Raw genomic sequence first — 13,718 nt, forward strand, 5'->3', positions numbered from 1 at the left:
TAATGTCGACCCATAACTGGACCGAAGTTCTTGTCGGCGGCGTCGTTTTGGCCGGTGCTGTGGCATTTGGTGTCTATGCCAGCCAATCGACGGGCTTGTCGCAAGGGGCTGCTGGATATGAACTGGGTGCGTCTTTCAGATCTCTGGAGGGGGTGGGTGTCGGCACGGATGTTCGCCTTGCCGGCGTCAAGATCGGAACCGTAACGGGCGTCACCCTGAACCCTGAAACCTACCGCGCAGACACGACTTTCACGATTGCGGACGGGATTCTGGTGCCGGACGACAGTGCCATTGTCATTTCCTCAGAAGGTCTGCTGGGGGGCAATTTCGTCGAGGTGATGCCCGGTGGGTCGCCATTCTACTTTGATCCCGGCGATGAGATCGAGGATACGCAGGGCGCGGTCAGCCTGATTTCTCTTCTGGTCAAGTTCGTAGCCGGAGACGGCAGCGAATGATACGCGCCGCGTTTCTTGCCTTGTTGCTGGCCGCCACTGGTGCGGCTGCGCAGCAGAAAGTTCAATCTGGACCCGGGGCAATGTTGCGGGGCCTCGACAAGGTGAACGGCCAGACTGTCGATGTTGAATTGAAAACCGGCGAGACGGCAGCGGTTTTTGGGCTGGATGTTGCCTTGGGAGATTGCCGTTTTCCCGTTGACAATCCAACGGGCGACGCGTTCGCCTATCTGACCGTCTGGGAGAGCGGAAAGGCCGATCAGCTGTTTGACGGTTGGATGATCGCAACCTCCCCCGCGTTGAACGCGCTGGATCACGCGCGTTATGACGTTTGGGTCATACGGTGTATCACACCTGCCGCCGACTGATTCAGCGGTGCCGAGAAATCGGCGCTGTGGTTCAAGGCCTCTTCCAGCTCTTTCTTGTAGGCGCTGCGCGGAATTTCGATTGCGCCCAAAGATGCCAGATGCGCGGTCAGAAACTGCGTGTCAAACAGGCGGAAGCCGGTTTGCCGCAGGCGGTCCACAAGATAGGCGAGGGCGATTTTCGAGGCGTCTTTGCGTCTTGAAAACATGCTTTCGCCGAAAAATGCTGCGCCCAGGGTCACGCCATAGACGCCGCCCACCAGAACGGTGTCTTCCCAGACTTCCAGTGAATGCGCATGCCCGGTTTGGTGCAACTGACGGTACAGGTCATGAAGTTCGGCGTTGATCCAGGTATCTGCCCTGTCGGCACACCCGTCGACGACGCCGGAAAAGTCCTGGTCGATCGAGATATCGAACCCGCAGTTTCGGATACGGCGCGCCAGGCTTCGGGAAATGTGGAATCCGTCCAGTGGAAAGACGCCGCGAAACTTGGGATCGACCCAAAACAGCTCGGGGTCATCGCGATGCTCGGCCATCGGAAAGATACCGATGGAATAGCCATGCAACAAAAGTTCGGGGGACAGGCTCATGTCAGGTATGAGGCAACCGGAGGGCAGGGGCCCTCCGGTCCTTGGTGACTATTGTTCCATGTTCTCCGCAAGCCAGCGCTCCAGCCAGTGGATGTTGTAGTCGCCGCTGCGCAGATCGGGTTCCTGCAACAGTGCGTGGAACAGAGGGACCGTGGTATCGATACCGTCGACAATCAATTCCCCCAGTGCGCGTTCCAGTCGGGCCAGCGCTTCGGCCCGGTCACGGCCCTGCACGATCAGCTTGGCGATCAGAGAGTCATAATAGGGTGGAATCGAATACCCGTCATAGAGAGCCGAGTCCATTCGAACGCCAAGGCCCCCCGGCGCGTGGTACGCGGTGATCTTGCCGGGGCAGGGCGAGAAATTTGGCAGCTTTTCGGCGTTGATCCGAACCTCGATGGCGTGGCCGTTGATTTCCAGATCGTCCTGACCGAACGACATCGGTTCACCCGCTGCGACAAGGATTTGTTCGCGCACCAGATCGACGCCAAAGATACCTTCGGTGACTGGGTGTTCCACCTGAAGTCGAGTGTTCATTTCGATGAAATAGAACTCGCCATTTTCGTAGAGGAACTCGATGGTGCCGGCACCGATATAGTTGATTTTCGCGACCGCATCCGCGCAGATCTTACCGATCCTGGCGCGTTCTTCGGGTGTGATGCAGGGGCCGGGGGCCTCTTCGAACACCTTCTGGTGGCGCCGCTGAAGCGAACAATCCCGTTCGCCCAGATGAACAGCCTTGCCTTTACCGTCGCCAAACACCTGAATTTCGATATGGCGCGGCGTGGTCAGGTATTTCTCGATATAGACTTCGTCATTGCCAAAAGCGGCCTTGCCCTCGGCCCGCGCAGTCATGAAGGCGCTTTCCATTTCGTCAGCGTTCATCGCAACTTTCATGCCGCGACCACCGCCGCCTGCGGTAGCCTTGATGATGACCGGATAGCCGAATTCCTCACCGATCTTCTTGGCCGTCGCAAGATCAGGCACGCCGCCGTCTGATCCCGGCACGCAAGGCACGCCCAGAGCCTTCATCGTGTCCTTGGCCGTAATCTTGTCGCCCATGACGCGGATGTGTTCCGCGGTGGGGCCGATGAACGTGATGCCGTGATCTTCGACAATCTGCACGAACTCGGCATTCTCGGACAGGAAGCCATAGCCAGGGTGGATCGCCTGCGCACCGGTGATTTCACAGGCCGAAATGATCGCGGGCACGGACAGGTAGCTTTGGGGGCTGGGCGGGGGGCCGATGCAGACCGATTCGTCCGCCATGCGCACATGCATTGCGTCGCTGTCCGCGGTGGAGTGGACGGCTACCGTCTTAATCCCCATCTCGCGGGCGGCGCGGATGACGCGCAGGGCGATCTCGCCTCGGTTGGCAATCAGGATCTTGTCGAACATGGGCCCGCCTTACTCGATGATGACCAGAGGTGTACCGAATTCCACAGCGTCGCCATCGCCGACCAGAACACGCTTGATCGTGCCCGATTTGGGCGCGTGGATGTGGTTCATGGTCTTCATCGCTTCGACGATCAGCAGCGTGTCGCCTTCGGACACGGAAGCGCCGACCGAGATAAACGCGGGCGCGCCGGGCTCGGGCTGCATGTAGACGGTTCCAACCATGGGTGAGGTCACCGCGCCAGGGTGGCTGGCCGGATCTTCCTGAGCAGCCGGGGCTTCGGCCACGGCAGGCGCAGCCGCAGCAGCAGCGGCAGGAGCTGGTGCTGCCGCAGGGACGGCAACCTGAACTGGTGCGGCTGCGGCCTGTGTCATGCGGCTTACGCGCACGTTCAGGCTGTCCTCCTCGCCATATTCGCGCTTGACCTGCAATTCGGTCAGGTCATTGTCACGCAGCAACTCGGCCAGAGCCTTGATGAATGCCACATCCGCTTCGTGTTTGGTGTCTGTCATGAGTGTCCTCGACGGTTCCCCTTTGGCCCGTCTGTTTCTTGCGGGCTCTGATCAAATTACGCAGGGTTATAGGCTAAGCGGCGGTGCATGAAAAGCGCCGACTCGCACCATCACAGGCGGGAATCCCGTATAATTTAAAGGGGCGGACAGGTTACAGAGGCATCCCTGACAATTTGGCGACAAGCTCAGACAGTTTGCGGGCGCCGAATTTCTCAAGCAGTCGGGCGCGATAGGCTTCGATTGTGCGGTAACTCAGGCCCAGTTCGGCACCGATTTCCTTGGCGGACAGGCCACGGCAGGACAGGATCGCCACTTCGCGTTCTCGAACGGTCAATTCGACAAGGGGACGTTCTTCCGAGATGTCGGAAAAGCTCCAGATTCCATGGCGGAACGGGTCATCGGGCGTCAAAGAGCGGCCACGTGCGCGGCACCAGAACAGATCGCCATTGCGCCGCCGCATGACGCGCTCATCCGTATAATACCCGGTGTCTCGCATCACTTGCAGGCTGCGTTCCCCGATCCTCTCCCAATCCGCGACCGAGGGATAGAGATGCAACAGCGGCATGTTGCGGTAATCGGCCTCTTCCCCGCCGAAAGTGCGGGCGAATTGCAGATTGCAGCGTCTGATGATCCGGTTTTCCAGCTCAACAAGCCCGATCGGTGCGTATTCAAAGGCGGGGTCACTCATCCGCTTATCGTGCCGGGAAACCACGCGGAATTGAAGGGGAGATGCGGTTTCTTGTGGCCAGTGATGCGCATTGGCGGCTGCCACTTTTGTCAAGATTGTAAATATGGTTTGAAAATCCCTCGGTAAACCAAAGAAATACATGATATGTTCTGAAAAAAGAGGCTGAATCCTGGTCAGGAGAATACGATCATGCGTGATATGTTGACGGGAAGCCGTATTCGGGAAAGACGGCAGATTGCCGGGCTTCGGCAGGCAGAACTTGCCCGCCTTGCCGGGATATCCGCGTCCTACTTGAATCTGATCGAACATAACCGCCGCCGGATCGGTGGCAAATTGCTGGTGGATATTGCGTCTGCGCTTTTCGTCGAACCCTCTGTCCTGACACAGGGGATCGAGGCAACCCTTGTGTCGGCCCTGCGGGAGGCGGCGGATGACGCCGTCGGGCAGCAGGCCGAAGTGGACGGGCTGGAGGAATTTGCCGGGCGCTTTCCCGGATGGGCCGGAGTTCTTGCGCAGATGCACCGCCGGGTTGTTTCGCTTGAGCGGAATGTCGAGATATTGTCGGACCGGCTGACTCATGACCCGCATCTTGCGGCATCAATGCACGAAGTGCTGTCAACGGCGGCGGCGATTCGTTCAACAGCGGCAATTCTTGCAGACACAGAGGACATCGAGGCAGAGTGGCGAGAGCGATTTCACAAAAACCTGCACCAGGATGCAGAGCGGCTGGCCGGCAGTTCAAAGGCACTTGTAACCTTTCTGGACGAAAGCGACTCGTCAATTGATCCGCGCGGTGTTCCGCTTGAAGAGGTCGAAGCGTTCTTCGAAACCCGCAGGTACAGTTTTCCGGAATTGGAACAGGGCGAGGACGTGGATGCCGTTGATCTGAGCGGTCTCAACACGTCGGCTGCCCGAACTGTGGCGCGTGAAGTTCTGAAGATGTATCGCGATGATGCAATCGCTTTGCCGCTGGATGCTCTTCGATCAAGTCTGCAAAAAGGCGACACGGATCCCATCGCGTTGGCTTATCGCTTTTCCGTGGACGTCGCCACCGTTCTGCGTCGATTGGCGTTCATACCCGATGACGTGTTGCCGCAGCCGGTTGGCATGGTGCTGTGCGATGCATCCGGCAGCGTATTGTTCATCAAGCCGATCCCGGGCTTTGCTTTGGCGCGGCATGGTGAGGTTTGCCCGCTGTGGCCGTTGTTCACGGCTTTGAGCCGCCCACTTGTTCCGGTGCGCAAGCAGGTTGTCCAGATGGGGCGGACCCCGGCTGAATTCGAATGCTTCGCCTATGCTTGGCCTTATGCGGTATTGGGGTATGATCAGGATCCCGTTTATCGCTCGGTTATGCTGGTCCGTTCGGGCAACGAGGCGGCAGGTGACGCTCCGGTCACGCAAGTCGGGCCGAACTGCCGCGTCTGTCCCAGCAATGCTTGCAAGGCCCGCCGCGAACCGTCGATTTTGAGCGAAGGCTTTTGACACTTTCCCGACAGAAGGCTTAATCTGGCGGGGACCGATCTGAGGATGGAGGAACGGTCTTGGGGAGGAACTGAAAATATGAGCCGTAAGGTTCTGTTGATCGAGGACGAGCCGAACATTGCCGAGGCAATCCGGTTTCTGCTGACCCGCGAGGGATGGCAGGTGGACACGCATGGCGATGGCACGGATGCGGTTCAGGTGATTCAGAGGGCACAGCCCGATCTGGTCATTCTGGACGTCATGCTGCCGGGCAAGAGCGGCATGGATATCCTGCGGGACATCCGAGAGATGGAAGAGCTGGCAGGTTTGCCGGTTTTGATGCTGACGGCGCGCGGTCAATCGCGCGACAGGGAAATGGCGGAAAACGCAGGCGTCAGCCGTTTCATGACCAAACCGTTTTCCAATGCCGAAGTTCTGACGGCCGTGCGCGATCTTCACGCGCAGGCGACACGGATATGATGTCTGGCGAGGGCAAAAAGGACGCACCACAGGGTGCACGGCCCTCGCTTTTTCTCGAACGTCAAAGCTATCGCCGACGTAGGCTGGCGGATGCGGCGCGGCTGCTGCCGTTCTTGGGGGCGGCGCTGCTGGCGCTTCCGTTGTTGTGGCCCGATCAGCCCGGCAAGGGCGAGGCTGTCCCCCTGTCTTCAGCAATGTACTACATCTTTGTCTGCTGGGGTGCGCTGATCGTGGTTGGGTTGTTTTTTGGAATTGCCGCCCGCCGTTTGGGCGTGCGCGAGGATCAGGACGCGGACGCTGAGTGATGGCAACCATTAACACGCTGATCCTGGTCTGCCTTGGCTATGTCGTTTTCTTGTTCGCCGTGGCTTTCGCCGCTGACCGGATGGCTGCGGCAGGGCGGGGCAAGTGGCTGCGGTCGCCCCTGATCTATACGTTGTCGCTGTCGATCTATTGCACGGCATGGACATTCTATGGTGCGGTGGGCAATGCCGCGCGGTCCGGGTTGGAGTTTGTAACGATTTACCTTGGCCCAACCCTGGTGATGGTCAGTTGGTGGTGGGGATTGCGCAAGCTGGTTAGGGTCGGGCGCAGTCAGCGGGTGACCTCGATCGCGGACCTGTTGTCATCGCGCTATGGCAAGTCGAACACGCTTGCCGTGTGTGTGACCGTTCTTGCCGTGCTTGGCGGGACACCCTACATCGCGCTCCAGTTGCAATCGATTACCCTGTCATTTTCGATATTCGCCGAAGCCGATCCATCAGGTCTGTATCGCGAAGGGGCCAGCGTTTTCTGGGTCGCCGCGGGGCTGGCCGTGTTCGCAATTCTCTTCGGTACGCGTAATTTGGACGTAAACGAGCGTCACCACGGTGTGGTCACCGCCATTGCCGTGGAAGCCGTTGTCAAACTGTTTGCTCTTATCGCCGTGGGCGTTTTTGTGGTGTGGGGCATTGCCGGTGGCGTTGGCCCGATGATGGAGCGGATAGATGCCTCGGAAATCGGACAGTGGAACGTCGATGCCGGGCGCTGGACAACTTTCATATTCCTGTCCGCCGCGGCCTTTATCTGCCTGCCGCGCATGTTTCAGGTGATGGTGGTCGAAAACGATGACGAAAGCCATCTGCGAACCGCCGCCTGGGCGTTTCCGCTCTATCTGCTTTTGATGAGCCTTTTTGTCGTGCCAATTGCCGTCGTTGGTCTGGACCTGTTGCCAGAGGGGGCCAATCCCGACCTGTTCGTGCTGACGGTACCGCTGTCGCAGGGCAATGACTGGTTGGCCATGCTGTCCTTTATCGGCGGGTTTTCGTCCGCAACGTCGATGGTCATCGTCAGCGCAATGGCCTTGTCGACGATGGTGTCGAACCATGTGGTCATGCCGATTTGGCTGAGCACGCATGAAGGAACAGGGTCAGTCTCGGGCGATGTGCGCAGCATTGTTTTGATAGCGCGCCGTGTTTCCATCGCCGTGATCATGGCGTTGGGTTTCTTCTATTATCGGTTGTCCGGCGGGGGTGCGGCACTGGCCTCGATCGGATTGATCGCCTTTGCGGGCATCTCGCAGATCCTGCCTGCTTTGGTCGGGGGATTGTTCTGGCGCGGAGCAACCCGCACAGGGGCACTTGTCGGGTTGAGCGTCGGTTTCTCATTGTGGATTTATACGTTGTTGTTGCCGGGTATGGGCGCGCCGTGGATGCCGGAGGCCGTCATGCAGAATGGGCTGTTCGGCCTTGCCTGGTTGCGTCCTCATGCCCTGTTCGGGATCGAAGGGATCGACCCGATGGTCCATACCGTGATGTGGTCTCTGTCCCTCAATGCCATTGCCTTTTGCGTGGCGTCCCTGCTGAGCTTCCCCAGCCCTCTGGAGCGTTTGCAGGGCGCGCAGTTCGTCAACGTTTTTGATCACTCGGTTTCACCGGGTGGCTGGTCCGGTTCGGTGGCGCAAAGTGAAGACCTGATGATCATGACACAGCGTATTCTGGGCACCGCCCCGGCGCAGGAGTTCTTTCAGGCTGAGGCTGAAAAACAGGGTGGCCGGTCGCATATGCCGGAACCGACCCCGGGTTTCCTCAACCGTCTGGAGAGAGAGTTGAGCGGGTCGGTCGGAACCGCCACGGCGCATGCGATGATCGCTCAGATCGTCGGTGGGTCTTCAGTTTCCGTAGAAGATCTGCTGGCGGTGGCGGATGAATCGGCGCAGCTTCTGGAGTATTCGGGGAGGTTGGAAGAGAAGTCGTCCGAATTGTCCCGCACGGCGCGCCAACTGCGTGAAGCAAACACCAAACTGACGCAGATTTCCGAGCAAAAAGACAGCTTCCTCAGCCAGGTCAGTCACGAGTTGCGCACGCCGATGACCTCGATCCGAGCGTTTTCCGAGATCATGCGGGATACAGAGGGCCTGAGCCGAGAGGAGCAGACCCGCTATGCTGCAATCATTCACGATGAGGCCTTGCGCCTGACCCGGCTTCTCGACGATCTGCTGGACTTGAGCGTGCTGGAAAACGGGCAGGTCAATCTGAACCTCAGCGATGACAGTTTGCGTTCGGTTCTGGACCGGGCGGTGTCCAGCGCACTGGCCGGAGCAGAGCGGAAAATCATGGTCCGGCGGACTCTTACGGCAGAGCGAATGCGCCTGCATACGGATCTGGACCGGTTGGGGCAGGTGTTCATCAATCTGATCTCGAACGCGCAGAAATACTGTGACGCGGAAGATCCGGTATTGGTCATTTCAGCCCACGACGTCGGCGGCAGGGTCATCATCGATTTCATCGACAACGGCAGCGGCATTCCCCCCGGCGCGCGTTCGATGGTGTTCGAGAAATTTGCCCGAGTCGGGGTCGACAAGGCAGGGGGCGCAGGTCTGGGCTTGGCCATTTGCCGCGAGATCATGCAACGGTTGGGCGGTGAGATCACATACTTGCCCGGGCAGGGCGGCGCGGCATTCCGGGTCAGCCTGCCTTTGGCATTCCAGCAGGCCGCGCAATGACACGGCCATAAAGAACTTCGTAACGCTCGGCAGGGTAAACCAATAGCCAGTTATTGAAGCAACTGGTGATCGGGCGCCATGTCACAAACCGTCAGCGCTGCTTTGGCGCGTAAACTGTCTGTTGGACGAAAAGATCTGGGCGATCGCCCGCGTTCGGTTCTGCGGGCGCTGCGCTTGGGGTTTGCGCGGGCAGCAAGTGAGCGATTGAACCTTCCCTTGGCCGTCATCGGGGCAAAACAGGCCAACCGCACGCAGGATGACATGGTGGAATCAGTCGCTCAGGATTGGCTGATGTTGGTGTTTGACGGGCCGGAGGCGCGCGCTGGGATTTGCCTGAGCCCGCACGTGGTGTCCGCCGTTGTGCAAACCCAGACCATCGGTCACGTACTGCCCGGTGATCCCGACCCAAGGGCCTTCACGGATACGGATGCCGCCATGGTGGTGCCATTTATCGAAACCGCTCTGACCTTGTCCGCCGGCTCCATAGACGCTGCGGCCGAGGAGGTCTGCCTGACGGGATATGAGTTCGCGGCACGTGCGAAAGATTCGCGCGGCTTGTCGTTGGCCATGACTGAAGATGAATACCGCGTCTTCGATCTGACGGTTGATCTGGCCGGCGGGGCGCAGCAGGGACAGATCTCGATCTTTCTTCCAGAGCATCCTGCCACCCCGGAAAAGGCAGAGGAGGTCTCGGACCCGGCCGGTCCCCGACTCGAGCAGGCATCGGGTGTTGTGCGGGCGGAACTGAACGCCGTCTTGTGCCGGATGTCGCTGCCATTGTCCGATCTGTTAGAAATTCAACCTGGATGTGTTTTGCCATTGCGCGGGGCGCGTCTGGACAGAACTGAGATATTGACCATCGACCGAAAGCCAACGGGTATTGGCCGCCTTGGTCAATGTGGTGGGTTGCGCGCCGTTCGGTTGAACGAACATTCGACCCTGCCCGCCTTGTCGGGGGACGACGCGCAGGAGTTCATCGAGAGCCGAGGGAGAATGCAGCCGCACGATGGCCTGGTCGAACCGGTTTCCGGCGCGGTGGATGTCATGCCTCCGGAAAAAGAGGACGCGGGTTTGGACCTGACGGACAACGATCTGTCACTGAACGATTCCGAACGCATGGTCGCAGAGATTTCGCAATTGGCTGGCCTTGACGCGACCGACACGAATCCCAGCACGGAATAGGGTCTAGCCTGCCTTGCTGCGGAAGTGTTCCAGGGCAGGGCGCAGGTTTTCCAGTTGATACCCGGCATTTGTCGTGGCAGCCAGAATGTCGTCCGTGCTCATGCGGTCGCATTGACCAAGGGCCCAGACCACCGAACACCGAGTGCCCGAGGCGCAATAAGCCAGAACCGGGCCATCGCAGCTTTCTGCCAGGTCACGCTGCTGCTTTGCAATCTCGGGCGTCATGGTCTGGTGGGTCAGCTCCAACACCTCGTATTCCATGCCTGCCGCACGGACGGCTTCACCGATCGCGTCGGATTGCATGATCGCGGGAACCTCAACATCGGGCCGGTTGCAGATCACCTTGACGAAGCCTGCCTCGGCAATTGCCGGGACGTCTTCTACAGTGATCTGCGGCGAGACAGCATAGCGGGGCGTGATCGGTCGAATCTCCATGCCAAATCCTTAGGCCGCGTTTGCGGCTCTGTCCAGTTGCGCCCCCAGCGTTGGCGCGATGAACATGCCTGCAACCATCGCGATCAGGAAGACCAAGCCACCCAAACCACCATATGTCAGCGAGGCCATCGCCGGTCCCGGGCAAAGGCCGGCCAAGCCCCAGCCCATTCCGAACAGGACGGAACCAATGATGAGCCTGCGATCAACCTCGGACCTCGGAGGAGGTGGAAAATCGCCTCTGGTCAATGCCTTGCGCCCAGAGATCAGCCTCCAGGCCACAAGCATCGGCAGGATGGCGCCGCCCATCACAAAGGCCAGGGTCGGGTCCCAGTTTCCGAAAACATCCAGCCAGCCCTGAACCTTGGTCGTGTCCGTCATGCCCGAAACCAACAATCCGGCACCGAACAGGGATCCTGCGAGCAAAGCAATCAAAAGGCGCATCAGATCAACCCCCAAACATGGCGCAGCAGGACGAGGGTCATTCCGCCGGCAAGGATATAGAATACGGTGGCCACGATGCCGCGCAGAGAAAATCGCGAGATGCCACAGACCCCGTGACCCGACGTGCAGCCATTGGCGATACGCGTTCCCACACCGACCAGAAGCCCGGCCACAACAACAAGGCCCAGATTGCTGGTGAGATGCGTTTGGGCCTCGGGGGCGATCAGTGGCCGCAGCAGAAGCGGCATTCCGATCAATCCGGCGATGAAGGCCAGGCGTTCGGCTTTGTTGTCGCGGGCCTCACCGTCGACAAGGCCACCCAAAATGCCACTTGCACCCATGATCCTGCCATTTCCAAGCAGGTACACGGCTGCGCCCAGGCCAATCAGCAGGCCACCGCACAGCCCCCAGATCCACTCGATGTTCATGTGGGATAATCCTTTTTAGAGTGACTTGACTTGCGTCAGATTTTGTTCACCGGCAGCTTCAGGAATACATCGCCTTGCTCATCGGCGGGCGGCATTTGCCCCGCCCGCATATTGACCTGCAAAGAGGGCAGGATCAGGCGCGGCATGGCAAGGGTGGCGTCCCTTGCGTCACGCATTTCCACGAATTCTTCGATGCTGCGTCCTTGTCCGATATGGACGTTCAGCGCTTTCTGTTCACCTACCGTCGTCTCCCAGGCGTATTCATCTCGGCCCGGCGCTTTGTAGTCGTGCCCGACAAAAATGCGCGTTTCGTCCGGCAGCGATAGGATTTTCTGGATCGATTCAAACAATGTGGCTGAGGAGCCTCCGGGAAAATCGCAGCGCGCCGTGCCGAAATCCGGCATGAACAGCGTGTCGCCCACAAAGGCGGCGTCGCCTATCACATAGGTCAAGCAGGCCGGGGTATGGCCCGGGGTATGAAGTACATCGCCGCGCATCTGCCCAATGTGAAAACTGTCCCCCTCCGAGAACAAGGCGTCGAACTGGCTACCATCGCGCTGGAACTCGGTTCCTTCATTGAAGACTTTGCCGAACGTGTCCTGCACGGTGACGATCTGAGCGCCAATTCCGATTTTGCCACCCAGTTCCTGTTGCAGGTAGGGGGCCGCAGACAGGTGATCGGCGTGAACGTGGCTTTCCAAAATCCACTCAACCTTTAGATCGTGCGTGCGCACAAAGCCGATGATTGCGTCAGCCGATTTTGTCTCTGTGCGCCCCGAAGCATGATCGAAATCCAGAACACTGTCGATGATGGCGCAGGCACGCCCTTGCGGTTCATGAACAACGTAGGACACCGTGAAGGTTTGATCGTCAAAAAACGCTTTCACTGCGGGTGTCATGATTTCCTCCGTATCGGTTGTCGTTATCATATATGTAAAATGGAATGTGATGCAACATCGAACCTGTGTTTGATGCGCGTCAAGGCATTCACGATTAAATCAGCTTAAACTTTAGCCCATCCGCGCCGGATTGCCGAAAACGCGAATGTGTTGGGCAATATCCCGCACAATTTCAGGTTAATATCAGCGGGTCTTATTCCCGTTACCTATATCTGGGATACTGGCGACACTTGGGAGGGTATTATGACATCGACAAGTCTTTATTCCGAAGCAGAACGGCTTGAACAAGAGCTCAGAAATGCGTGCCTTGATACGCGTTTGGCGCTTCAGCCGAGTGTGAGCAAGGTTGTCGACCGTATGCGACAGCAGGGGATGCAGGTGCCGTCCCGCCTGCGGCGTCTGGATGCAGCCCTGTGTGAAGACGCTATGGAAGCGCAGTTCGACAACTTGCCGATTTGAAACAAGTGGTCATCCAAAGGATATCCCGAGGATGACCAGCATCAATCCAAGGACGGACAGGAACAAAGACGCCAAGTTCCAGGGCAAAACGCCCTGAACGGTCGCGCGCAGTTCGTCGTCTGACAGACCCGCCTTGCGCGCTTTCATCACGCGAAGAATACACCAGATCAGGCCGGCGAGGCCGGTCAGAGAAAGGGCTGCGCCGCCCCAAGTGATGAATTCGAACATGGTGCCCTACATCTCTTCGTGAACTACCCCCGCGCTTACCGGAACGGATCACGCCGTACAAGTGCGCTTGGGGATTGGGTGGGATTGGGTGCTTGCGACCCGGGCGGCGGCATTGTATCCGGCTTCCTGCATCAGATTTCAGCCCTTGGGACGGACGCGTATGGAAGGCATCATCAAAGATCAGACTGCCGCCAACTATCGCGTAACTGCCGATGAGCCGTGCCAGTTCATCGAACGGTTTGAGGGGCTGGATGCGGTGAATACAAGCCGGTGGAACAACGGAAAAAAGCCATGGCCGAGGCCCGGGCACGTCGTTGCTTCTGCCTCTCGAGAACTGTTTTGTGTGTAGCAACCAAAGCTTGAGGCGAATACAGGTGGTATGAACTGTATTCTCTTAGCGGTGATGATCCAGAATTGGGAAGAATTGGATGAGCATGTCGGAAGAAGCAGAAGCAAGTTACAAGGTCACCTCTGGGGAGTTGCGCCAATTTGTTGAGCGTATCGAGCGCCTGGAATTGGAAAAGAAAGACATCGCGGATCAAATAAAGGAAGTGTACGCAGAGAGTAAATCGCGCGGCTACGACGTGAAGGCTCTTCGCAGCATCATTTCTCTCAGAAAAAGAGATAAGGATGATATTGCCGAGCAAGAGGCTGTCATCGAGATGTACAAAGAAGCCTTGGGCATGAACTAAGGCCGGTTCATTGGGAACAGCGTTTCA

Annotated in this window: 18 protein-coding genes; 9 read left to right on the forward strand and 9 right to left on the reverse strand. The window is 58.5% G+C overall.

The genetic code is table 11. The annotated features are described in order from the left end of the window. The first annotated feature begins 2 nt into the window (after positions 1 to 2). Both mlaD and GOW56_RS09240 read left to right on the forward strand, forming a co-directional pair. Positions 3 to 455 (forward strand): outer membrane lipid asymmetry maintenance protein MlaD, encoded by a 453-nt coding sequence (mlaD, locus tag GOW56_RS09235; RefSeq protein WP_170345068.1) that lies wholly within the window; start codon positions 3 to 5, stop codon positions 453 to 455. Continuing rightward, positions 452 to 820 (forward strand): DUF2155 domain-containing protein, encoded by a 369-nt coding sequence (locus GOW56_RS09240; RefSeq protein WP_171205687.1) that lies wholly within the window; start codon positions 452 to 454, stop codon positions 818 to 820. The genes mlaD and GOW56_RS09240 overlap by 4 nt, the downstream gene beginning before the upstream one ends. On the opposite strand, the gene aat is transcribed toward GOW56_RS09240, so the two are convergent. The 4 genes from aat to GOW56_RS09260 all read right to left on the reverse strand — a co-directional run bounded on the left by aat (position 775) and on the right by GOW56_RS09260 (position 4,003). Continuing rightward, entirely contained in the window at positions 775 to 1,407 is a 633-nt protein-coding gene (aat, locus tag GOW56_RS09245) for a leucyl/phenylalanyl-tRNA--protein transferase (protein ID WP_174829383.1), read from the reverse strand. The two genes, GOW56_RS09240 and aat, sit on opposite strands and share 46 nt — an antisense overlap. 48 nt (positions 1,408 to 1,455) lie before the next feature. Next, positions 1,456 to 2,805, reverse strand: a complete 1,350-nt coding sequence (gene accC, locus GOW56_RS09250) for an acetyl-CoA carboxylase biotin carboxylase subunit (RefSeq protein WP_171117652.1) — start codon at positions 2,803 to 2,805, stop codon at positions 1,456 to 1,458. Between the two features lie 9 nt (positions 2,806 to 2,814). Beyond that, complete coding sequence (accB, locus tag GOW56_RS09255; RefSeq protein ID WP_152457351.1) at positions 2,815 to 3,315, reverse strand: acetyl-CoA carboxylase biotin carboxyl carrier protein; 501 nt, start codon at positions 3,313 to 3,315, stop codon at positions 2,815 to 2,817. Positions 3,316 to 3,466: 151 nt separating this feature from the next. Next, entirely contained in the window at positions 3,467 to 4,003 is a 537-nt protein-coding gene (locus tag GOW56_RS09260; RefSeq protein WP_152457352.1) for a LuxR C-terminal-related transcriptional regulator, read from the reverse strand. 189 nt (positions 4,004 to 4,192) lie between these two features. On the opposite strand from GOW56_RS09260, the gene GOW56_RS09265 reads away from it, so the two are divergent. The 5 genes from GOW56_RS09265 (at position 4,193) to GOW56_RS09285 (ending at position 10,109) form a co-directional block, all read left to right on the forward strand. Then, on the forward strand, positions 4,193 to 5,485 hold the full coding sequence (locus GOW56_RS09265) for a helix-turn-helix domain-containing protein (RefSeq protein ID WP_171205688.1): 1,293 nt from the start codon (positions 4,193 to 4,195) through the stop codon (positions 5,483 to 5,485). Positions 5,486 to 5,563: 78 nt separating this feature from the next. Then, positions 5,564 to 5,944, forward strand: coding sequence for a response regulator transcription factor (locus tag GOW56_RS09270; protein WP_152457354.1), 381 nt, complete (start codon positions 5,564 to 5,566; stop codon positions 5,942 to 5,944). Next, on the forward strand, positions 5,941 to 6,249 hold the full coding sequence (locus GOW56_RS09275) for a hypothetical protein (protein WP_254439984.1): 309 nt from the start codon (positions 5,941 to 5,943) through the stop codon (positions 6,247 to 6,249). Before GOW56_RS09270 ends, GOW56_RS09275 begins: the two co-directional genes overlap by 4 nt. Continuing rightward, a complete protein-coding gene (locus tag GOW56_RS09280; protein ID WP_171205689.1) occupies positions 6,249 to 8,927 on the forward strand; it encodes a sensor histidine kinase in 2,679 nt (892 codons plus the stop codon). Before GOW56_RS09275 ends, GOW56_RS09280 begins: the two co-directional genes overlap by 1 nt. A 78-nt stretch (positions 8,928 to 9,005) precedes the next feature. Further along, positions 9,006 to 10,109, forward strand: coding sequence for a FliM/FliN family flagellar motor C-terminal domain-containing protein (locus GOW56_RS09285; RefSeq protein WP_171205690.1), 1,104 nt, complete (start codon positions 9,006 to 9,008; stop codon positions 10,107 to 10,109). Positions 10,110 to 10,112: 3 nt separating this feature from the next. Here GOW56_RS09285 and GOW56_RS09290 read toward each other — a convergent pair whose 3' ends face one another. The 4 genes from GOW56_RS09290 to GOW56_RS09305 are packed head-to-tail and all read right to left on the reverse strand — an operon-like array spanning position 10,113 to position 12,312. Continuing rightward, positions 10,113 to 10,544 (reverse strand): TIGR01244 family sulfur transferase, encoded by a 432-nt coding sequence (locus GOW56_RS09290; RefSeq protein WP_171117662.1) that lies wholly within the window; start codon positions 10,542 to 10,544, stop codon positions 10,113 to 10,115. Between the two features lie 9 nt (positions 10,545 to 10,553). Further along, a complete protein-coding gene (locus tag GOW56_RS09295; RefSeq protein ID WP_171205691.1) occupies positions 10,554 to 10,985 on the reverse strand; it encodes a DUF6691 family protein in 432 nt (143 codons plus the stop codon). After that, positions 10,985 to 11,413 (reverse strand): YeeE/YedE family protein, encoded by a 429-nt coding sequence (locus GOW56_RS09300; RefSeq protein WP_171205692.1) that lies wholly within the window; start codon positions 11,411 to 11,413, stop codon positions 10,985 to 10,987. The genes GOW56_RS09295 and GOW56_RS09300 overlap by 1 nt, the downstream gene beginning before the upstream one ends. 35 nt (positions 11,414 to 11,448) lie before the next feature. Continuing rightward, a complete protein-coding gene (locus tag GOW56_RS09305) occupies positions 11,449 to 12,312 on the reverse strand; it encodes an MBL fold metallo-hydrolase (protein ID WP_171205693.1) in 864 nt (287 codons plus the stop codon). A 243-nt stretch (positions 12,313 to 12,555) separates the two neighbouring features. On the opposite strand from GOW56_RS09305, the gene GOW56_RS09310 reads away from it, so the two are divergent. Beyond that, positions 12,556 to 12,771, forward strand: coding sequence for a hypothetical protein (locus GOW56_RS09310; protein WP_152457361.1), 216 nt, complete (start codon positions 12,556 to 12,558; stop codon positions 12,769 to 12,771). Positions 12,772 to 12,780: 9 nt separating this feature from the next. Here the strand turns inward: GOW56_RS09310 and GOW56_RS09315 are convergent, their stop codons facing one another. Then, on the reverse strand, positions 12,781 to 12,999 hold the full coding sequence (locus tag GOW56_RS09315; RefSeq protein ID WP_171117671.1) for a hypothetical protein: 219 nt from the start codon (positions 12,997 to 12,999) through the stop codon (positions 12,781 to 12,783). 428 nt (positions 13,000 to 13,427) lie between these two features. Here GOW56_RS09315 and GOW56_RS09320 point away from each other — a divergent pair, with 428 nt between their 5' ends. Beyond that, entirely contained in the window at positions 13,428 to 13,691 is a 264-nt protein-coding gene (locus GOW56_RS09320; protein ID WP_152457363.1) for a DUF2312 domain-containing protein, read from the forward strand. Positions 13,692 to 13,718 lie beyond the last annotated feature (27 nt).

The organism is Ruegeria sp. HKCCA0235A (assembly GCF_013033235.1).
Lineage (GTDB): Bacteria > Pseudomonadota > Alphaproteobacteria > Rhodobacterales > Rhodobacteraceae > Ruegeria.